Raw genomic sequence first — 21,135 nt, 5'->3', positions numbered from 1 at the left:
GAGCGCTATGGAATTCACGACTCAACACTTTATCGCGCTTGCGCCGTTGTTGATCACCAGCGCCACGATCATCGTGGTGATGCTGGCGATCGCCTGGCGCCGCAACCACTCGCAGACCTTCCTGATTTCCGTGGCGGGTCTGAACCTGGCGTTGCTGTCGATCCTGCCAGCCCTGAAAGTCGCGCCTCTGGCTGTGACTCCACTGCTGCAAATCGACACCTTCGCTTGCTTGTACATGGCGCTGATCCTGGTCGCCACCCTCGCTTGTGTGACCCTCGCCCACGCCTACCTCGGCGATGGCGGCTCGGGTTACCCGGGCAACCGTGAAGAACTTTACCTGCTGATCCTGATGGCCGCCGCCGGTGGCCTGGTGCTGGTCAGCGCGCAGCACCTGGCCGGGTTGTTCATCGGTCTGGAACTGCTCTCGGTACCGGTCTACGGTCTGGTGGCTTATGCCTTCTTCAACAAGCGTTCGCTGGAAGCCGGTATCAAGTACATGGTGCTGTCGGCCGCCGGTTCCGCGTTTCTGTTGTTCGGCATGGCCCTGCTCTACGCCGACTCCGGTAGCCTGAGCTTCGTTGGCATCGGCCAGGCCCTCGCGGCCACCGGTCTGCCAAGCTCGCTGGCGCAACTGGGCCTGGGCATGATGCTGATCGGTCTGGCGTTCAAGCTGTCGCTGGTACCGTTCCACCTCTGGACCCCGGACGTTTACGAAGGTGCTCCGGCACCGGTAGCTGCCTTCCTGGCCACCGCTTCGAAAGTCGCTGTGTTCGCAGTGATGGTGCGTCTGTTCCAGATCTCGCCAGCCGCAAGCAGCGGTGTACTGAGCGACGTACTGACCATCATCGCCATTGCGTCGATCCTGTTCGGTAACCTGCTGGCACTGGCCCAAAGCAACCTCAAGCGTCTGCTGGGTTACTCGTCCATCGCTCACTTCGGTTACCTGCTGATCGCTCTGGTGGCGAGCAAGGGTCTGGCCGTGGAAGCCATCGGCGTGTACCTGGTCACCTACGTGATCACCAGCCTCGGCGCGTTCGGCGTGATCACCCTGATGTCCTCGCCGTACAACGGCCGTGATGCGGATGCCCTGTACGAATACCGCGGCCTGTTCTGGCGACGTCCGTACCTGACCGCCGTACTGACCGTGATGATGCTGTCCCTGGCCGGTATCCCGCTGACCGCGGGCTTCATCGGCAAGTTCTACATCATCGCTACCGGTGTCGAGTCGCATCAATGGTGGCTGGTCGGTTCCCTGGTACTGGGCAGCGCCATCGGCGTCTTCTACTACCTGCGTGTGATGGTCACCCTGTACCTGATCGAGCCGAACCTGCGTCGCCACGATGCGCAACTGCACTGGGAACAACGTGCAGGCGGCGTGATGCTGCTGGCCATCGCTGCACTGGCGTTCTTCCTCGGGCTGTATCCGCAGCCGTTGCTGATCCTGGTTCAGCAGGCGGGGTTGGCGGGTTGATCGCTTAAGCGACACTCGGTAGAAAACAGAAACGGCACCTTCGGGTGCCGTTTTTGCATCTGGGATTTCAAGATCAAAAGATCGCAGCCTTCGGCAGCTCCTACATTGGGATGGCGTGCGCTCTGTAGGAGCTGCCGCAGGCTGCGATCTTTTGATCTTCAACGCCCTCTCCTTTCCAGGAATTTGCCTGCAAAGCGGTGAGCAATGGCTGACATTCCGCAGAAGGCATTTGCCGCTAAATTTGAAGATCACCTATCGAGTGGAGATCTGTCAGACAGTCAGCTAGATACCTACGAAAGGTAGAAGCCACATCTGCGTACATGGATCTATCAGACCCACACTGACCAATGTGGGAGCGAGCCTGCTCGCGAAGGCGTCGGCATGTTCAACATCGTCATTGCCTGACATTCCGCTATCGCGAGCAGGCTCACTCCTACAGGTTGTGTGCCGTTCGCTAATTCTGTGGCCACCCCGGATCACTGTGGGAGCGGGCTTGCTCGCGAAAGCGCCTGGTCAGTCGACATCATCATTGCCCGACACTCCGTTTCGCGAGCAAGCTCGCTCCCACAGGTTTCAGAGATGCACCCGCATGGCTTGGCGTTCCAGCCACATGACGAAATTGTAATTCCCGCATCACCTTGGCGTTATCCGCAGCTTGCAACGATGTCACCCGGCGACCATGCCGGCGGGCCTTCTCCGCCGAACAATAAAACCCACGCCGAAGCACGTTCCCGTTCTGCCGAACCCAAGGAGTGATTGATGGTTAACAATACAAAAATGTCGATGGCCGCTTTAGCGGTGGTGGTCGGCTCCGGGCCGTCCATGGTGATGGCGGATGATAAAGCCGAAGGGTTTATCGAGGGCAGCAGCCTGACGGCGCTCAACCGTAACTTCTACTTCAATCGTGATCACCGCGACGGCCAGTCCAGCCCCACCGGCAATGGTTATTCCGAAGCCTGGGCCCATGCGGTGATCAGCAAGTTCGAATCCGGGTTTACCCAAGGCACCGTCGGCGTCGGTGTCGATGCGTTTGCGATGATCGGCTTGAAGCTCGACACCGGTGACGGGCGCAACGGTGGCCGTAGTTCGTTTGATGTGCTGCCAGTCAACAGTGATGGCGAGGCGCGGAATGAGTACACCAAGATTGGTGGTGCCGCCAAAGTGCGAGCCTTCGATACGGTGGTCAAGGTCGGTGACGTGTTCCCGGCCAACCCGGTGGTGGCGGCAGGTGACTCGCGATTGCTGCCGGAGAGCTTTCGCGGTGTGACGGCGGTCAACACCAGCATCGAGGGTCTGTCGGTTCAGGGCGGTCGGTTGCATGCGATGAGCCAACCAGTGTCCAGCGACATGCGCGAGAACTTCGCCACGTTTTATGCCGGCCCGGTCAATTCGCCGTGGATCGCTTATGGCGGCGGCGACTATGTACTGAACAAGAACCTCAGTTTCAGCCTGTACTCCAGCCGTCTCAAGGATGCCTGGAATCAGTACTACGCCGGCACTGCCTGGACCTATCCGCTATCGGATGACCTGTCGCTGTTTGGCGGCCTGAACTATTACAAGGCTGTCGACGAAGGCAAACAACTGCTCGGCAAGTTCGACAACAACATCTGGAGCGGTCGGGTCGGGGTGAAACTCGGCGCGCACTCCGTTGCTCTTTCGCACCAGCGCAACAACGGCAATGACGACTTCGATTACCTGCGTCAATCCGACTCGATCTTCCTCGACAACTCCATCCAGTACAGCGACTTCAACTCGCCCAAGGAACGTTCGTGGATGGTGCGCTACGACCTCGACATGACCACTTACGGTGTGCCGGGGCTATCGTTCATGACTCGTTACGCCCGAGGCACCGACGCCGATTACTCCAACGCCAACGCCGTGTACATGCGCCGCGATGCTGACGGCAATCCACTGACCGACCAGAAGCGCTGGGAGCGTGATGTCGAAGTCAAATACGTGGTGCAGAGTGGTTCGATGAAAGACCTGTCGCTGCGTTTGCGCCAAGCCACGACTCGCGCCACGGCGTTTGAATCGGATCTGGATGAAGTGCGGGTGATTGTCGAGTACCCGTTGGCAATTCTCTGATCGAGCGGTTGATACCAATTCACCTTTAGAAGCTCCTTGCTCCTTTGGTAAGAGGTGAATCTTTGGCGTCCTTCGGGGCGCCTTTTTTATGTGCGCCTGAATAAAACCCGTAGGTGCTGCCGAAGGTTCGGCAGCACCTACGGGGAATCCGGTCCTGGCCATTAGGGCGGCGTCAGCCGCCGCGATTGCGGCAATCCCCCGCCACGGTGTATTTGATGGTGTTAAGTTGGCCCTTGGAGTCTTCGTAGGTCATGGCGGTGGGGACTACGGCACAGGCAACTGGCGGGCGCACAATGCTCACCACTTTCACCACGTCCAGCTTCATTCCGTATTCGTAGTCCTGGACCAACGGCGCCGGTTTGCCCTGGCTGGCCGCGTACTGCTCCATGGCTTTGGTATTGGCACTCAGCGCCCGCTCGAACGTCCGGTCACCACCCCCCTCGGCAAACACATTCAGGGACATCGCCAGCACGCCGGCGAACGTCATTAACTTAAGCACTTTCATATCCATTTCCTTCCAATCCTGGCTCATAAAAAAGCCCGGCATCGGGACTCGATGACGGGCTTGTTCAAGTGCGAAGCGCTTACAAGTCTTTGGTGTTGCCGTCTTTCTTTTCATTGACGACGACTGGGTCGCGAGCTTGTTCCTTGGCGACGAACAGCTCTACGGAGCGGTCATTGGCGGTCATCATTTTTTCGAAGGTCCGATCGCCGCCGCCTTCGGCCAAGGCCAGAGAAGACATCGCCAACGCTGCTGTAAAGGCACTGATTTGTGCGAATTTCATGTTTGATTCCTCGTTTAGTAGCTGACGGGATCAAGGTAACAATCCGAACCTTTCGTAACGGTGGCGGGGGAATTACATATCCGTTATGTAGGCGCAGCTCTGAGTCAGAAATAAAACCTGTGGGAGATCACCTATTGGGTCGGGATTGTGTCTTCATCTCGGCGATGGGCGAGCTGATACAGCGCCGGCAAGATCAGCAGCGTCAGGATGGTCGAGGACAGGATCCCGCCAATCACCACCGTCGCCAACGGTCGCTGCACTTCCGCGCCAGTACCGGTCGCCAACGCCATCGGAATAAAGCCCAGGGACGCCACCAGCGCCGTCATCAACACCGGGCGCAGACGTGTCAGCGCGCCTACGTTGATCGCATCAGACAGCGAACGCCCCTCCTCCCGCAGGTTGCGGATGAACGCGATCATCACCAGCCCGTTGAGCACCGCTACCCCCGACAGCGCGATAAAACCCACGCCCGCCGAAATCGACAGCGGAATGTCCCGCAGCCACAGCGCCATGACCCCGCCGGTCAACGCAAACGGAATCCCGGTGAACACCAGCAAGCCGTCCTTGAGGTTGTTGAACATCATGAACAGCAACCCGAACACCAGGAGCAACGCCACCGGCACCACGATCTGCAGGCGCTTGGCCGCCGATTGCAGTTGCTCGAACTGCCCGCCCCAACTTGTCCAGTAACCCGCAGGCACCTGCACATCTCGCTCGATCACCTCGCCCGCCTCTTCGACGAACGAACCGATATCGCGCCCGCGCACGTTGGCGCTGACGATCACCAGGCGCTTGCCGTTTTCGCGGCTGACTTGATTCGGCCCCAGCACCAGATCAAGGCTGGCGACTTCCTTCAAGGCAATAAAACCAATCTGATCAGCCGCGCCATTGAGCGGTGCCGGCACCGGAATCAACAGCGCCGACAGACCTTCGATGTCCTTGCGCATGGCATCGGACAACCGCACCACCATGTCGAAACGCCGGTCGCCTTCATACAATGTGCCGGCCTTACGCCCACCCACCGCGACGGCAATGGTGTCCTGCACATCGCCGACGTTGAGCCCGTAACGCGCCGCCTTGTCGCGGTCGATGTTGATGGTCAGCACCGGCAGGCCGGTGGTTTGTTCGACTTTGACCTCAGAGGCGCCATTGACCTTCTGCATGGCAGCGGCAATCTTCGCCGCGGTGGCGTTGAGCACGTCCATGTCATCGCCGAACACCTTGACCGCGACGTCACTGCGCACGCCGGAGATCAGTTCGTTGAAGCGCAACTGAATCGGCTGCGACAGTTCATAGTTGCTGCCCGGCAACATCGCGGCGGCCTGTTGCAGTTCCGCCATCAGGGTTTCGCGGGACTTGCCCGGGTCCGGCCATTGCTCTTTTGGCTTGAGCATCACGTAGCTGTCGGAGATGTTCGGCGGCATCGGGTCAGAGGCGATTTCCGCAGTGCCGGTGCGGGCGAACACGCGCTCGACTTCCGGTACTTTGCCGAGGATCAGGGTTTCCAGACGCTGCTGCATGTCCACCGATTGCGTGAGGCTGGTGCCCGGCACGCGCAAGGCTTGCAGGGCAAAATCGCCCTCGCTGAGGCTCGGCACGAACTCGCTGCCCATGCGGCTGGTCAGCACGCCGCTGAGCACAATCACGCCCAACGCCACGCCCACCGCCACTGCCCGATGGCTCATCACCCACGCCAGCGCCGGCGCATACACCCGGCGCGCACCGCGCATTACCATGCCCTCTTCTTCCTTGACCTTGCCAGTGACGAACAGCGCAATCGCGGCCGGCACAAAGGTCACCGACAGCAGCATGGCGCCGATCAAGGCGATGACCACGGTGAACGCCATCGGGTGGAACATTTTCCCTTCGACGCCGCTAAGGGCGAAGATCGGCAGGTACACGACCATGATGATCAACTGGCCGAAAATCAGCGGTCGCCGAGCCTCTTTGGCCGCCGCAAACACTTCATGGAAACGCTCGGAGCGGGTCAGCAAACGCCCGTGATGCTGCTGCGCATGGGCCAGCCGTCGCAGGGTGTTTTCGACGATCACCACCGCGCCGTCGACGATGATGCCGAAGTCGAGTGCGCCCAGGCTCATCAGGTTGGCGCTGACCTTGTTGCTGTACATGCCGGTGAAGGTGAACAGCATCGACAGCGGAATCACCATCGCGGTAATCAATGCCGCGCGAATGTTGCCGAGGAACAGGAACAGAATCGCGATCACCAGAATCGCGCCTTCGATCAGGTTCTTTTTCACCGTGGCAATGGCTTTGTCCACCAGGTGCGTGCGGTCGTACACCGGCACCGCGATCACGCCTTTGGGCAGCGAACGGTTGATCTGTTCCAGTTTGCTGGCGACGGCCTGGGACACGGTGCGGCTGTTTTCGCCGATCAGCATGAACACGGTGCCGAGCACCACTTCACGGCCGTTTTCCGTGGCCGCGCCGCTGCGCAGTTCGCGGCCAATGTCCACGGTGGCGACGTTCTTCACCCGGATCGGCGTGCCATCGACGTTGGCCATGACGATGTTGGCGATGTCCTCGGTGCTCGCCACTTGCCCCGGTGCACGAATCAACAACTGCTCGCCGCTGCGCTCGATGTACCCGGCGCCGACGTTGGCGTTGTTGCGCTCCAGCGCTGTGATCAGGTCAGTGAGGGTCAACTTGTAGGCTGCCAGCCGTTTCGGATCGGGGGCGATCTGGTATTCCTTGGCAAAGCCGCCGATGGTGTTGATCTCGGCCACACCAGGGACGTTGCGCAGTTGCGGCTTGATGATCCAGTCCTGAATCACCCGCAAATCCGTCGGCGTGTAGGCGCTACCGTCGTCCTTGAGCGCGCCGTCCCTGGCTTCCACAGTCCACAGGAAGATCTCGCCGAGGCCGGTGGAAATCGGCCCCATCACCGCTTCGGTGCCCTCGGGCAATTGCTCCTTGGCGATCTGTAACCGCTCGTTGACCAATTGCCGGGCGAAGAACAAGTCGGTGCCGTCCTTGAAAATCACCGTGACCTGCGACAACCCCGAACGCGACAGCGAACGGGTCTGCTCCAGCGCCGGCAGACCGGCCATGGCGGTTTCAATCGGGAAGGTGATGCGCTGTTCGGTTTCCAGCGGCGAGAACCCGGCGGCGCCGGTGTTGATTTGCACCTGGACGTTGGTGATGTCGGGCACGGCGTCAATCGGCAGTTTTTGATAACTGGCGATCCCGAGGCCGGCCATGAGCAGAACGGCGAGCAGCACGATGATGCGCTGCTCGATGGCAAACTGGATCAGGCGTTCGAACATGGGAACCTTCTCGTCGAGGGGGCGAATCGATGGGCGTCTTTAGTGGGAGTCTTCAACGACTTCTTCAATGAGAGTGCTCGGCCGAGGCCTTGCCCAGTTCCGATTTGAGAACGAAGCTGCCGGCCGCAGCGACTTGCGCACCGGCCTCCAGCCCCTGCGTGACTTCCACCTGCCCCGCTGCACGACTGCCCAGCTCCACGGCCCGCGCCTCGAAGCCGTCGTCGGTGCGCACGAACACCGTGGGTTTGTCCTCGACGGTCTGGATCGCAGCTTCCGGCACCGCCACTTTGACCTGACGGCTGTCGGTGGCGACCAGTGCGGTGACGAACAACCCGGGACGCCACGAACCTTGAGGGTTTTCCAAGGTGACGCGAACGGTGGCGGTGCGGGTCTGTTCGCCGAGCAAACTGCCGACGTAAGCCACCGTGCCGGCGACTTCCGCATTGAGTTCCGGGGCGCTGACGGTGACTGCTTTGCCCACTTGCACCTTGTTCAGATCCTTGGGCGAAACACCGAAGGTCACCCACACTCGCGACAAGTCCGAGAGCGTGAACGCCGCCGTGGTTTCGTCGACCACCTCCCCTGGCGTCAGGTGCTTTTCCACCACCATGCCGTCGAACGGCGCGCGCAGTTCATAGCGATTGCCGCCGGTGGCAACCACGCTGCCACTGAGCACGCTGATCTTTTGCCGGGCGTTGTTCACGGCGATTTCGGCTTCTTCCAGCGCCTGGCGCGCCTGCAACAAATCCTGCTCGGCGGAAATCTTGTCCTGCCACAACTGCTTCTCGCGCTCGTAGGTGGTGCGCGCCAAGGCCAAGCGCCGTTGCGCCGCAGCCTGTTCGCTGCGCTGATCGGAGATCTGCTGACTGGCGATCACCGCCAGCAGCTGGCCCTTCTTCACCCACTGCCCGAGATTGACCGACACCGACTCGACCACCCCTGGCACCCGCGGTACGACGTGGGCGGTGCGGTCTTCGTCGAAGCGCACTTCGCCCGGGAACGACAAACCAAGGCTGATGCTTTGCGCCCGCGCTTCGGCCAGTTGAATGCCCGCCGCCGCGATCTGCTCGACACTCAACGTCAGATGCCCCTCTTCGCCTTCGGCATGTTCGCCGTCGGCTGCAGCGCCTACTTCGGCGTGGTCCGCATGCTCCACCGCTTCATCGGCGTGGGCATCGATGGACCCGTTCCCCGCCCACATCGAGCCAATACCAATGCCCAGCGCCAACGTCGCCACCGCGACAACGATCAGTTTTTTATCCATGGAAACTCCTCTGCGCCATGTCATCGCGCAGTGATCTGAAAGGTGAAATTCAAGGGCTGACGGTGAGTGCGCCGAGGTCGCCGAAAATGCGTTCGATGCGCACCCGCGCGTCCGTCGCCTCGGCAACAGCCTGGATGTATTGGGTGCGGGCGCTGATCAGGGTGCGCTGGGCGTCGAGCACGTCGAGGAAACCGAACTTGCCCATTTCGAAGCCGCGCATGGCGCTGTCCACTGCACTTTGTGCGGCGGGCAGGATGGTCTGGTTGAACGCCTGGATTTCGCCGTTGGCGGTCTGCCATTGCTCAAGGGTGGTCTGGATTTCGGTGCGCAAGCGCAGCTCGGTGGCGTTGCGCAGATCCCGCGCCTGATCGGTACGGCGCGCTGCTGCCAGCACGTTGCCCTGATTGCGATTGAACAGCGGAATCGGCATCGACAGCCCGACCACGTTGACCCGCTCACGCTCCAGTTCGCTGTACTGACTGCCGATGCTGACGGTCAGGTCGGGAATCCGTTGCGCCTTCTCCAGCCCCAACGACGCCTCGCGCTGATCGATCTGCAACTTGGCCAGCCGCAGCTCGGCGGTCTCGTTCAGGCGCTCCAACAAGCGGGTCGGCGGCGGCACGGCGGGCATGCTTTGCGTGGCCGTCTGCACGGTGGTCGAAGTCGGTAACGGTGCGCCCATGACCTGCGCCAGTTGCTGATAGGCGTTGGCCTGATCGCGTTCGGCGCGGCTCAGTTCCAGTCGCACTTCGGAGCGTTGCACTTGCGCCCGTGTGCCTTCGACCGGCGACGACTTGCCCGCCTCGATCCGCCCCAGCGCCACGCGCAAACCGTGCTCGGCCAGTTGCAGCGACTGGCGAGACAACTGCAAGCGTTGCTGCGCAGTCTGGGCGCTGGTGAACGCCTGAATCACATCGGCGCGCAAGGCATTGCGCTTGCGCTCCAGTTCGATCCCGGCGGCGTCCTGGGCACGGCTGGCGACATCGATCCGCGCGCCGCGCTTGCCGCCCAGTTCAATCGGCTGGCTGAGCATCACTGTGGTGGTGCGCGAATCGCGGCGGGTGTCCTCGGCTTCCCAAGACACTTCGGGGTTGGGGATCAGACCCGCCTGCTGGCGGTCACCTTCGGCGATGCCGACTTCCCATTGCGCCGCTGCCAGATCCGGGTTGCCGGCGAATGCGGTTTGCAGGGCCTGATCGAGGGTCAGGGTCGATGCATTCGCAAGAGGCACGCCGGCCAGCAACAAACCGCCGCTGACCATGACCACCCACGCAGTTTTTTTCAGGCGTGACCGCGCCGTCAGTTCTCTTAAACCGGGCAATGGAGTACTTCCTTTAATCAAGAATCTTCGATGCCGCCACGGTAGGGTTTTGAACTTATCGACAAGGTGACTGAAACATTACAAATCCGTTATCCACGGTCGCGCCAAGTTGTTTTGCTCTAGCATGCAAAGTGCAAACACCTAACTAGCAATACATAGAAACAAATGATGTGCCGTCATCCGCCGAACAGTACTTGCCTCAATTCAACTCTCATGAGGCAGATGGACTTTTGTTCCTGCCTGCTGCGACAGGCTGTCGCAGGCTGCGGTTTTAAAGCCTCAACACCGAGTTATCGGTTGACTCTGTAGTCACTACAGCCTTTACCTTACACGCCTGCAAACGGAGAAAACGCTGTAGGGAAATAGTTAGTCGTTATTAAAACCCGTCCGGAAGCCTTTACAAAAACAACAACTTTCCCGGCCACCTTAATTAAATATCCATTCAATGAAAGTGGTGATTGATCATGCGAATCCTTGTCGTCGAGGACGAGCTTAAAGCTGCCGAATACTTACATCAGGGACTGACGGAAAGTGGCTATATCGTTGACCACGCCGCCAATGGCGCCGATGGATTGCATCTGGCGCAACAACAGGTTTATGACCTGATTATTCTGGATGTGAATCTGCCGGAACTGGACGGCTGGGGCGTGCTGGAACAACTGCGGCGCACTCACTCCACGCGGGTGATGATGCTCACCGCGCGCGGTCGCCTGGCTGACAAGATTCGTGGCCTCGATCTGGGCGCCGACGATTATCTGCTCAAGCCGTTCGAGTTTCCGGAATTGCTGGCACGGGTGCGCACTTTGATGCGCCGCAGCGAGAACATCCCGGTGCCGCAGGTACTGAAAGTCGCCGACATGGAACTCGACCCTGGCCGTCATCGTGCGTTTCGTGGCGAACATCGCATCGACCTGACCACCAAGGAGTTCGCCCTGCTGCATCTGTTGATGCGCCAGTCCGGCGACGTGCTGACCCGTACCCAGATCATTTCGCTGGTGTGGGACATGAACTTCGACTGCGACACCAACGTGGTCGAAGTGTCGATCAGGCGTTTGCGGGCGAAGATCGATGACCCGTTCGACAACAAGTTGATCCACACCCTGCGCGGTGTCGGCTACGTGCTGGAGTCGCGGGAATGAAGCCGGCCAGCCTGTCAATGCGGCTGGGGCTGACGGTCAGTATTCTCGGCGCGCTGCTGGTGGTGTTCCTGGCGATCCTGGCGTATTTCGCCCTGACCCATGAGCTGAACGCGTTATCCAGGGACAGTCTGGGAAAGAAGATGGAGCAGGTTGAACACAGCCTGTCGCTGTACACCGACACCGGCGAAATCAGCACGAAACCGCACATCCTGCTTGATCAGGTCATGGGGCATGACAACCTCACGCTAACGATTTACGACCACAGCAACCTGCGCACACCACTGCTCAAATCCGGCACCGGCATGGCCGATCCGCGACTTGAATTGAAGGCGGTGCGGGCAGTCAGCGACGAGTTGGCCTACACCACCAGCACTGACGCCAAGGGGGCGAAATTCCTCACGACGTCCAGGCTGATCAGCCTCAAGGACGGCACCCGCGTCCCGGTGCTGTTGTCGATGGACAACGCCCACGATGAGGCCTTGCTCAGCGCCTACCTGCGCTCGACCCTGATTGCCTTGCCGTTGTTGCTGATCTTTATCGGACTGAGTGCCTGGGGCGCGGTCCAGCGCGGTCTGGCGCCGATGCGCGAATTTCGCAAAGTGGCGGCGATGGTCTCGACCCAGGATCTGGATCATCGGCTGTCGGTGGTGAACATGCCCCAGGAGCTGAGCGAACTGGCGCAGGGCATCAACTTCATGCTGCACCGCCTCGACGCCGGTGTGCAGCAGCTGTCGCAGTTCTCTGATGATTTGGCGCATGAGCTGCGTACGCCGATCAACAATTTGATGGGCAAGGCACAGGTGACGTTGTCCCGCGAACGCAGCGTGGATGAGTACAAGGATGTGCTGGTTTGCTGCACTGAAGAGCTGGAGCGCGTGGCGCGGATTGTCTCGGACATGCTGTTTCTGGCACAGGTCAGTCACCCGTCGGCGCTCGCGCCGTTCGAGTCGGTTGCCCTGGAAGAAGAAGCCTGGAAAGTCGCCGAGATGTTTTCCCTGTCGGCGCAGGACAAGCAGATCCATCTGAACGTGGTCGGCAATGCGCGGGTGATGGGTGACCGGTTGATGATTCAACGGGCGATATCGAATTTGCTGTCCAACGCGCTGCGCCACTGCCCGGTCGGGAAAACCGTGACACTGCTGATTGAGCGGGGCGCGACCCAGGTTTCGTTGCTGGTCAGCAACCCTGGCGCGGGGATTGAGGCACAGCATCTGCCGCACCTGTTTGATCGGTTCTACCGGGTCGACAGCAGCCGCTCGCGTTCACAGGGCAGCACCGGGCTGGGGTTGGCGATTGTGCGGTCGATCATGAGCCTGCATCAGGGGGTGGCCGAGGTGAAGAGCTTGCCGGGGGCGATGACGGTGTTCAGGTTGGGATTTCCTGCGGTTGAGGGGGTGGCGCACTGAGGTGTCAGGCTCCAGACCTCCAATGTCCGGGTCGGCCCCCTCGCGGGCAAGCCCGGCTCCCACAGTGATCGGGTTTGCAAACACCACTGAAACCTGTGGGAGCGAGCTTGCTCGCGATTGCAATGGATCAGGCGCCAAAGAAAACGGCACCTTACGGTGCCGTTCGCGTTTCACATTACAGACGTTTACTTACGCGCCGCCTCCCACGATTTCAGCAGTTCGGCATAGCTCACGGTTTCACCCTTAGGCTTCTCGTTCGCCAGTTTCGGCTTCGGCGCACCCGGTTGGTCCAACCAGTACTGCGCGTCGCGCTCGGGGTTCATTTTCGGTGCGCAGGTGGCTTGCGCCTTCGAGCGTTCCAGACGGGTCATGATCGCGTCCTGATCCTTGGCCAAACCGTCCAGCGCCTGCTGCGGGGTTTTCTCGCCGCTGGCGGCTTCGGCGATGTGGCTCCACCACAATTGCGCCAAACGCGGATAGTCCGGCACGTTGGTCCCGGTCGGGGTCCATTGCACACGGGCCGGGCTGCGATAGAACTCGACCAGACCACCGAGTTTCGGTGCCAGGTCGGTCATGGCTTGCGAGTTGATGTCCGACTCGCGGATTGGCGTCAGGCCAACGATGGTTTTCTTCAGGGATACGGTTTTCGAGGTCACGAACTGCGCGTACAGCCAGGCCGCCAGTTTCTGCTTCTCAGGCGTGGACTTCATGAACGTCCAGGAACCCACGTCCTGATACCCCAGTTTCATGCCCTCCTCCCAGTACGGTCCGCGTGGTGATGGCGCCATGCGCCATTTCGGCGTGCCGTCGGCGTTCATCACGGGCAGGCCCGGTTTGGTCATGTCGGCGGTGAACGCGGTGTACCAGAAGATCTGCTGGGCGATGTTGCCTTGGGACGGCACCGGGCCGGACTCGGAGAAGGTCATGCCCGCTGCTTCCGGTGGCGCATATTTCTTCAGCCAGTCGACGTACTTGGTGGTTGCATAGACCGCCGCCGGGCCGTTGGTGTCGCCGCCGCGGGTCACGCTGGAACCGACCGGATGGCAGTCCTCGACGCGGATGCCCCACTCGTCCACCGGCAAACCGTTGGGAATGCCCTTGTCGCCAGCGCCAGCCATGGAGAACCAGGCATCGGTAAAGCGCCAACCGAGGGACGGGTCTTTCTTGCCGTAGTCCATGTGCCCGTAGATACGCTTGCCGTCGATTTCCTTGACGTCTTCGCTGAAGAATTTGGCGATGTCTTCATACGCCGACCAGTTCACCGGCACGCCCAGTTCATAACCGTATTTTTCTTTGAATTTTGCTTTCAGATCCGCCCGCTCGAACCAGTCGGCGCGGAACCAGTAGAGGTTGGCGAACTGCTGGTCGGGCAGTTGATAGATCTTGCCGTCCGGCGCGGTGGTGAACGAGATGCCGATGAAGTCTTTGATGTCCAGGGTCGGCGAGGTGTAGGCCTTGCCTTCGTTGGCCATCAGGTCGGTGATCGATTCGGTTTTGCCGTAGCGAAAGTGCGTGCCAATCAGGTCCGAGTCATTGACCCAGCCGTCATAGATGTTCTTGTCCGATTGCATCTGGGTCTGCAGCTTTTCCACCACGTCGCCTTCTTGCAGCAAGTCGTGGGTCAGCTTGATCCCGGTGATCTCGGTAAAGGCTTTGGCCAGCGTTTTGGATTCATATTCGTGGGTCGCGATGGTTTCCGAGACCACCTTGATGCTCATCCCGCGAAACGGCTCGGACGCCTTGATGAACCACTTCAACTCCGCGAGCTGCTCCTCCGGGGTGAGGGTGGACGGTTTGAATTCGCTGCCAATCCATTTCTTGGCCGCGTCTTCATAGGCATCGGCCCAGGCCGCAGCGCTCAACCCGCTGAGTGCCAGCATGGCTGCCAATGAAACGCTATGTCGCAGCTTATTGTTTTTGTCGAACATAGAGACCTCCTTTTAGGGTTTCGGAGCAACTTTGCCGAGCGATTCGACTAGCCCCAACGCATCACAGCCAACAGCCACACCAGGGACAACGCGAACGCCACCCAGATGCTCCAGTCGGTGACGCCGATTACCAGCAAATGCAGGTAGGCGCTGCCGAGAAGACCGATAAACAACCGATCGCCACGGGTGGTGGCAATCGGCAACAAACCACGCCGAAGAATGCTCGGCGAACGCAGTTCCCAGGTCGTCATGCCCACCAGGATCAAGGCAATGACGCTGAAGAATGCCGCCGTAGGGCCGGTCCAACTCATCCATTCCATCATCAGCTCCTCAGACCCGGCCCAGGGCAAAGCCCTTGGCCACGTGGTTGCGAACAAACCAGATCACCAGCATGCCTGGCAGGATAGTCAACACCCCCGCCGCCGCCAGCACGCCCCAGTCGATACCGGACGCCGAGACCGTGCGCGTCATCACCGCCGCAATCGGTTTGGCGTTGACCGAGGTCAGCGTTCGCGCCAGCAGCAGTTCGACCCAGGAAAACATGAAGCAGAAAAATGCCGTCACGCCGATCCCGGAGCCAATCAGCGGAACGAAAATCTTCACGAAGAACTTGGGGAAACTGTAGCCGTCGATGTAGGCGGTTTCGTCGATCTCCTTCGGAACGCCGGACATGAAGCCTTCAAGGATCCATACCGCCAACGGCACGTTAAACAGGCAATGAGCCAGCGCGACGGCGATGTGCGTATCGAACAAACCGATCGAGGAATACAGCTGGAAGAACGGGAGCAAGAATACTGCCGGTGGCGCCATACGATTGGTCAGGAGCCAGAAGAACAGGTGCTTGTCACCGAGGAACCGATAGCGCGAGAACGCATACGCGGCCGGCAATGCCACGCTCAGCGAAATCACCGTGTTCAGGCTCACGTAGTACAGCGAGTTGAGGTAACCGGTGTACCAGGCCGGATCGGTGAAGATCACCTTGTAGTTGGCGAAGGTGAAATCCTGCGGAAACAACGTCAGGCCGCTGAGGATTTCGGTGTTGCTCTTGAAGGACATGTTCAGCAGCCAGTAGATCGGCACCAGCAGGAACAGGATGTAAATCAACAACGGAATCAGCTTTCTCTTGCTCATGGCAGACCTCAGCGGTTGGCGTCAGAGTGAGTCATGGCGGTGTAAAACAGCCAGGACACCAACAAGATGATCAGGAAGTACACCAGCGAGAAAGCCGCCGCCGGGCCGAGGTCGAACTGCCCGATCGCCATTTGCGTCAGCGTCTGACTCAAGAACGTCGTGGCATTCCCCGGACCGCCACCGGTCAGCACAAACGGCTCGGTGTAAATCATGAAACTGTCCATGAACCGCAACATCACCGCGATCAACAGCACGCTCTTGAGCTTGGGCAGCTGGATGTGTCGGAACACCGCCCAGGCCGATGCCCGATCAATCCGCGCCGCCTGGTAGTAGACGTCCGGAATCGCCCGCAGTCCCGAGAAACACAACAGCGCCACCAACGACGTCCAGTGCCAGACGTCCATCACCAGCACTGTGACCCAGGCATCCATGGTGTTGGCCGCATAGTTGTAGTTCAGCCCCATGGCCTTGAGGCTGGCGCCCAGCAGACCAATGTCGGCCCGTCCGAAGATCTGCCAGATGGTGCCGACCACGTTCCACGGAATCAGCAATGGAATCGCCAGAATGATCAGCACCAGCGACGACCAGCGGCCCTTGGTCGGCATGGTCAGGGCGATAGCGATGCCCAGCGGGATTTCGATCAGCAGCACACACCCGGAGTAGATGAACTGACGCAGTAATGAGTCATGCAGGCGCGGATCGAGCAGCACTTGCTTGTACCAGTCGGCGCCGACGAAGTAGCGGCTGGACTGGTCGAAGATATCCTGCACCGAGTAGTTGACCACGGTCATCATCGGGATCACCGCACTGAACGCCACCAGCAAAAACACCGGCAACACCAGCCACCAGGCCTTGTTGTTCTGCACCTTGTTCATGGCTACGTCTCCAAGAGATATTCGTCGGCATACACCATCAACCATTGAGCCGGGAAGCTGATGTAGGCGGTTCCCTCAGGCACTGGCTTGTCTTCGGTCAGGCGCACTTTCAAAGGGGCGCCGTCGAGGTTCAGGGTCATGATCTTGTAGGTGCCAAGGTCTTCGACGTGTACGACCTGCGCCTGCATCGCCTCATCAAACGGCTCGTCCCACACGTGCACGAACTCCGGACGGATGCCGACCTTCAGGGTTTTCCACTCGGACTCGGCAATGCGTTTCTGCTGGGCATCGGACAGCGGCAAATGCGTCGAGGCAAACCCGACTCCACCCGGTTGTGTCTGAACCTCGATCAGGTTCATCCCCGGACTGCCGATGAAATAGCCGACAAAGGTGTGGCTCGGCCGCTCGAACAGTTCTCTCGGCGTACCGAATTGCACAATCTGCCCGCCGTACATCACCGCGATCTTGTCGGCGAAGGTTGAGGCTTCGAGCTGATCGTGGGTGACGTAGACCATGGTGATGTTGAACTGCTCGTGGATCTGCTTGAGCTTGCGCCGCAGCTTCCACTTCAGGTGCGGGTCGATCACGGTCAGCGGCTCATCGAACAGAATCGCCGACACGTCATCGCGCACCAGCCCACGGCCCATGGAGACTTTCTGCTTTTCATCGGCGGTGAGGTTGCGCGCCTTCTTGCTCAGCAACGCCTGGAGGTCGAGGACCTCGGCGATTTCCTGCACCTTGCTGTGAATTTTCGCCTCGGCCATGCCCTGATTACGCAGCGGGAAGGCCAGGTTGTCGAACACCGTCATGGTGTCGTAGACCACCGGAAACTGAAAAACCTGGGCGATGTTGCGCTTCTCCGGGGTCAGGTCGTTGACCACTTTGCTGTCGAACAGCACCTGACCCTGAGACGGACTGAGCAATCCGGAGATGATGTTGAGCAAGGTCGACTTGCCGCAGCCCGAAGGCCCGAGCAGCGCGTAAGCACCGCCCTGCTCCCAGACGTGGTCCATCTCACGAATCGCATAATCCTCGGGGCCGGTCGGCGTGCGGGTGTAACTGTGGGCGAGATGCTGCAAACGAATTTCGGCCATCAGGCAACCCTCGCGATACGGCGACCGGGCGCCTGGACCAGCCGCCCCTGCGTATCGAAGACAAACAGTTTATGGGTCGGGATATAGATACGAATCGGCGCATCGACGTCGTATTCGTGAACGCCGGGCAAGTGCAGCACCAGCAGGAAATGTTCGTTGCGCACGTGCAGGAAGGTTTCCGACCCGCTGATCTCGGCCACCTCGACGGTCACCGCCAGTTCCAGATCATCGTCGTTGCTCGGCACCAATGAGATGTGGCTCGGTCGCACGCCAAAGCGGAACTCGCCCTCGCCCACCGGCCGCAAATCGACGTTGAGCGGGAAGTGCACGAAATTGGCGAAGCTGACTTCGTTGCCGGCGATACGCCCCGGCATCAGGTTGATCGGCGGCTCGGAGAACAACTCCGCCGCCAGCACGGTTTGCGGCTGGTGATAAACCTCGGAAGACTTGCCGCTCTGGATCACCCGGCCTTCGTGAAGAATGGTGGTGGTGCCGCCCAGCGCCAGGGCTTCGTTGGGTTCGGTGGTGGCGTAGATGGCGATGGTGTGGCGGGCCTTGAACAGCTCGCGCATTTCCTGTCGCAGTTCTTCGCGCAGTTTGTAGTCGAGGTTCACCAGTGGCTCGTCGAACAGGATCAGCTCGGCATCCTTGACCAGCGCCCGGGCCATCGCCGTGCGCTGTTGCTGGCCGCCGGAAAGCTCAAGCGGATGGCGCTGGAGGAACTTCTCGATGCGCAACATCTTCGCGGTTTCCAGCACCTTGCTCTGGATCAGCTCATTGGAAACACCGCCCTGGCGCAATGGCGAGGCGATGTTCTCGAACACCGTCATGGTCGGGTAGTTGATGAACTGCTGATAGACCATCGACACATTGCGCAAACGCACCGGGCGCTGGGTGACGTCGACGCCGTTCATCAGGATGCGCCCGCTGTCGGGCTTGTCCAGACCGGCCATCAGGCGCATGAGACTGGTTTTGCCGGACAGCGTGCGCCCGAGCAAAACGTTGAAGGATCCGGCTTCGAAACTAAGGCACGCATCGTCGATCCAGGTCTGGCCCTCGACGGTGCGGCTGACGTGCTCCAGGGTTAATGACATGGCTCGGCCTTTTTATTATTGGAGTCAAGCGACCGGAGCTACAGAGCGACTTTCGTGCCAGAAATTGCAAGCCTTTGATCCGGCTTGAGAATCCTGTAAATGGAAGAAAAACCGCGTTCGTTGCTGAACAGAAATGAACAACCGCGACTGAACAATTGAACAACCCGGCGGTTGACAATGAACAATAGTGAACAACACTCTACGGATGCTTTTGGCTCGCAAAGACGAGCGCATAACAAAAACAACAAAGCATTTTCAGAGACTGCCGACCATGGCCGCACCCGCCTTGCCGCTCTCCCACGACGCCATCATCCAGGACTCCTGGTCCCGTTGCCGCGCGTACGGTCTCAATCATCAGAGTGCACCGGCGTTTGATCAGTTGCCGGCCGAGGGCATCGCGCAACTGCTGGAGAGCCAGCACTCACTGGTGCAAACCACTCACCAGGAAGTCCTGCCGTATTACGAGAACATCCTCAGCAACTCCAACTGCCTGATCATGCTCGCCGACAATCAGGGCCAGGTGCTGACGTCCTGGGGCACCCAGCGTTTTATCGAGCCGAACCTGACCCGCGGTTTCAGCGCCGGTGCCAGCTGGATAGAACGCTGCAGCGGCACCAATGCGATCGGCACCGCGCTGGCCTGCGAGCAGGCGGTGCACATCGAGCACGATGAACATTTCCTCAAGGCCAACCGTTTCATGACCGGTTCCGCCGCACCGATTTTCGATGCCGAACGCAAGGTCATCGCGGTGCTGGATGTGTCCAGCGACAGCTACCTGCCGCCGTCCCACACCCTCGGCATGGTCAAGATGATGAGTCAGACCGTGGAAAACCGGCTGATCCTCAACCTGTTCCATGGACAGCATTTCCAGCTGACCTTCAACACCGGGCTGAACAACCTCGACAGTCAATGGGCGGGCCTTCTTATCTTCGACGAGACTGGCCAGGTGCTGTCGGCCAACCGCAGGGCTGACAATCTGCTGGGCATCAGTCTGTCGCGGGTCAGTGTCGAAAGCCTGTTCAAGGTCTCGCTGCTGGAGTTGTTGAACCAGCCGGACGGCCTGCCCTTCGCCTTGCAAACCTCAGGACGCAACCGCTTTCAGTGCCTGTTGAAGCGGCCGAAACAGGCAGTGATTCAGGCGCGAGTGTTTGCCGAGGCCACGGTGGCGACGCCGGCAGCGATCAGCCTCAACACCCTGCATTTCGGTGACAGCCGCGTGGAAAAAGCCGTGCGCCAGGCCGAGCGGCTGCTGGAGAAAGACATTCCGCTGCTGATCCACGGCGAAACAGGGGTTGGCAAGGAAGTCTTCGTCAAAGCCCTGCATCAGGCCAGTTCCCGTAGCAAAAAACCCTTCATTGCCGTCAACTGTGCAGCGATCCCCGCCGAACTGGTGGAATCAGAGCTGTTTGGCTACGAGAAAGGCGCGTTCACCGGCGCCAACCAGAAAGGCAGCATCGGGCTGATCCGCAAGGCCGACAAAGGCACCCTCTTCCTTGATGAAATTGGTGACATGCCGTTGCCGACTCAGGCGCGACTATTAAGGGTTTTGCAGGAACGCTGCGTACAACCGGTGGGCAGCAGCGAGTTGTTCCCGGTAGATATCCGGATTATTTCCGCGACCAACCGCTCGTTGCGCGAACAGGTTCAGCTGGGTCGGTTTCGTGAGGATTTGTATTACCGCATCGGTGGCTTGACCTTGGAGCTGCCGCCGTTAAGAGAACGCAGTGATAAAGAGGCCTTGTTCAAACGTCTGTGGGAACAGCACCGCGAACCGAGCCAATGGGCCGGCTTGAGCAGAGAGGTATTGGAGTTGTTCGGGCGCCACCCGTGGCCGGGGAATTTGCGCCAGGTCAGCAGCGTGATGCAGGTGGCGCTGGTCATGGCCGAGGACCAACCGGTGCGGCCGGAGCATTTGCCGGATGATTTCTTTGTTGATATGGAGATGGAACCGGTGGATTTGCCGGAGCCGTTGGCGGTGGATTTGAATGATGCTAGGGCGTTGAATCGGGAGTTGCAGTTGGCGGGGGGGAATATTTCGCATCTGGCGCGCAGGTTGGGGGTTAGCCGGAATACGCTTTACAAGCGGTTGCGGCAGATTGGAGATTGAGTGAGGCGCTCTCCCCTCACCCCAGCCCTCTCCCCCTGGAGAGGGAGCCGACCGAGGTGTCTGGCGCTATACATCGACCTGAGCGACCGAGTTGATTATGGATTCAAAGCATGAATTCCAAGTTGCCGAGCATCTTGATGCATCCCCCAAT

Annotated in this window: 16 protein-coding genes; 5 read left to right on the top strand and 11 right to left on the bottom strand. The window is 59.8% G+C overall.

Annotation, left to right across the window (positions count from 1 at the left end; all coding sequences use genetic code 11):
- Nucleotides 1-7 precede the first annotated feature (7 nt).
- A complete protein-coding gene (gene nuoN, locus ACA056_RS10160; RefSeq protein WP_497272390.1) occupies nucleotides 8-1,471 on the top strand; it encodes an NADH-quinone oxidoreductase subunit NuoN in 1,464 nt (487 codons plus the stop codon).
- 759 nt (nucleotides 1,472-2,230) lie between these two features.
- Complete coding sequence (locus tag ACA056_RS10155; RefSeq protein ID WP_497272388.1) at nucleotides 2,231-3,556, top strand: OprD family porin; 1,326 nt, start codon at nucleotides 2,231-2,233, stop codon at nucleotides 3,554-3,556.
- Between the two features lie 172 nt (nucleotides 3,557-3,728).
- Here ACA056_RS10155 and ACA056_RS10150 read toward each other — a convergent pair whose 3' ends face one another.
- The 5 genes from ACA056_RS10150 to ACA056_RS10130 form a co-directional block, all read right to left on the bottom strand.
- The gene (locus ACA056_RS10150; protein WP_497272386.1) at nucleotides 3,729-4,061 is read right to left on the bottom strand and encodes a DUF2790 domain-containing protein; all 333 of its coding nucleotides are present in this window, start codon (nucleotides 4,059-4,061) and stop codon (nucleotides 3,729-3,731) included.
- A 79-nt stretch (nucleotides 4,062-4,140) separates the two neighbouring features.
- Nucleotides 4,141-4,341, bottom strand: a complete 201-nt coding sequence (locus tag ACA056_RS10145; protein WP_497272384.1) for a co-regulatory protein PtrA N-terminal domain-containing protein — start codon at nucleotides 4,339-4,341, stop codon at nucleotides 4,141-4,143.
- Nucleotides 4,342-4,472: 131 nt separating this feature from the next.
- Entirely contained in the window at nucleotides 4,473-7,625 is a 3,153-nt protein-coding gene (locus ACA056_RS10140) for a CusA/CzcA family heavy metal efflux RND transporter (protein WP_497272382.1), read from the bottom strand.
- 64 nt (nucleotides 7,626-7,689) lie between these two features.
- Nucleotides 7,690-8,889, bottom strand: a complete 1,200-nt coding sequence (locus tag ACA056_RS10135; protein WP_497272380.1) for an efflux RND transporter periplasmic adaptor subunit — start codon at nucleotides 8,887-8,889, stop codon at nucleotides 7,690-7,692.
- 49 nt (nucleotides 8,890-8,938) lie between these two features.
- Complete coding sequence (locus tag ACA056_RS10130; RefSeq protein WP_497272378.1) at nucleotides 8,939-10,210, bottom strand: TolC family protein; 1,272 nt, start codon at nucleotides 10,208-10,210, stop codon at nucleotides 8,939-8,941.
- A gap of 464 nt (nucleotides 10,211-10,674) precedes the next feature.
- Between ACA056_RS10130 and ACA056_RS10125 the strand changes: the two genes are divergently transcribed.
- Together ACA056_RS10125 and ACA056_RS10120 are read left to right on the top strand one after the other, a co-directional pair.
- Nucleotides 10,675-11,349: a heavy metal response regulator transcription factor gene (locus ACA056_RS10125; RefSeq protein WP_497272376.1), complete on the top strand. Its 675-nt coding sequence runs from the start codon at nucleotides 10,675-10,677 to the stop codon at nucleotides 11,347-11,349.
- Complete coding sequence (locus ACA056_RS10120; protein WP_497272374.1) at nucleotides 11,346-12,755, top strand: heavy metal sensor histidine kinase; 1,410 nt, start codon at nucleotides 11,346-11,348, stop codon at nucleotides 12,753-12,755. The genes ACA056_RS10125 and ACA056_RS10120 overlap by 4 nt, the downstream gene beginning before the upstream one ends.
- Nucleotides 12,756-12,940: 185 nt before the next feature.
- Here the strand turns inward: ACA056_RS10120 and ACA056_RS10115 are convergent, their stop codons facing one another.
- The 6 genes from ACA056_RS10115 to ACA056_RS10090 are packed head-to-tail and all read right to left on the bottom strand — an operon-like array spanning nucleotide 12,941 to nucleotide 18,877.
- A complete protein-coding gene (locus ACA056_RS10115; RefSeq protein ID WP_497272373.1) occupies nucleotides 12,941-14,683 on the bottom strand; it encodes an ABC transporter substrate-binding protein in 1,743 nt (580 codons plus the stop codon).
- Nucleotides 14,684-14,730: 47 nt separating this feature from the next.
- Nucleotides 14,731-15,003 (bottom strand): DUF2160 domain-containing protein, encoded by a 273-nt coding sequence (locus tag ACA056_RS10110; protein WP_008146061.1) that lies wholly within the window; start codon nucleotides 15,001-15,003, stop codon nucleotides 14,731-14,733.
- 10 nt (nucleotides 15,004-15,013) lie between these two features.
- Nucleotides 15,014-15,814 carry a carbohydrate ABC transporter permease gene (locus ACA056_RS10105; RefSeq protein ID WP_017339615.1) on the bottom strand — a complete coding sequence of 267 codons (801 nt, stop codon included), beginning with the start codon at nucleotides 15,812-15,814 and terminating at the stop codon, nucleotides 15,014-15,016.
- Nucleotides 15,815-15,822: 8 nt separating this feature from the next.
- Nucleotides 15,823-16,689, bottom strand: coding sequence for a carbohydrate ABC transporter permease (locus ACA056_RS10100; protein ID WP_129436920.1), 867 nt, complete (start codon nucleotides 16,687-16,689; stop codon nucleotides 15,823-15,825).
- A gap of 2 nt (nucleotides 16,690-16,691) precedes the next feature.
- Nucleotides 16,692-17,783 (bottom strand): ABC transporter ATP-binding protein, encoded by a 1,092-nt coding sequence (locus ACA056_RS10095; RefSeq protein ID WP_497272370.1) that lies wholly within the window; start codon nucleotides 17,781-17,783, stop codon nucleotides 16,692-16,694.
- Nucleotides 17,783-18,877 carry an ABC transporter ATP-binding protein gene (locus ACA056_RS10090; protein ID WP_415757106.1) on the bottom strand — a complete coding sequence of 365 codons (1,095 nt, stop codon included), beginning with the start codon at nucleotides 18,875-18,877 and terminating at the stop codon, nucleotides 17,783-17,785. Before ACA056_RS10090 ends, ACA056_RS10095 begins: the two co-directional genes overlap by 1 nt.
- Nucleotides 18,878-19,148: 271 nt before the next feature.
- Here ACA056_RS10090 and ACA056_RS10085 point away from each other — a divergent pair, with 271 nt between their 5' ends.
- A complete protein-coding gene (locus ACA056_RS10085) occupies nucleotides 19,149-20,984 on the top strand; it encodes a sigma-54-dependent Fis family transcriptional regulator (protein WP_497272368.1) in 1,836 nt (611 codons plus the stop codon).
- The last annotated feature ends 151 nt before the right edge of the window (nucleotides 20,985-21,135 follow it).

This window comes from Pseudomonas sp. LBUM1666, assembly GCF_059695775.1.
The sequence above is the reverse complement of the archived record's forward strand: the minus strand, read 5'-3'. Positions and strand labels throughout refer to the sequence as shown.